The 222-nt window shown below is 36.5% G+C and carries 1 pseudogene; it reads left to right on the top strand.

Annotated features, from left to right (window positions below):
* A pseudogene (locus ABCO64_RS10325) lies at positions 1-222 on the top strand (ABC transporter ATP-binding protein); the annotation flags it as partial.

Consider the following 222-nt stretch of genomic DNA (forward strand, 5'->3'; position numbering starts at 1 on the left):
TATTTTATTTTAGATGAACCCACTACCGGATTAGACCCAAGTGTTAGAAAGCAACTTTGGTCCTTTTTAAAAACGGTTCAATTAGAGACTAAAACAACCATTATTCTAACCACGCATTATATGGAAGAAGTGATCAATTGTGATCAAGTGGTCATTATTGATAAAGGGGAGATCATTGCTAAAGACTCTGCGGAAAACCTTCGCAAGCACTATGCTAAAGAC

This window comes from Methanocalculus natronophilus (assembly GCF_038751955.1).
Taxonomy (GTDB): Archaea; Halobacteriota; Methanomicrobia; order Methanomicrobiales; family Methanocorpusculaceae; genus Methanocalculus; species Methanocalculus natronophilus.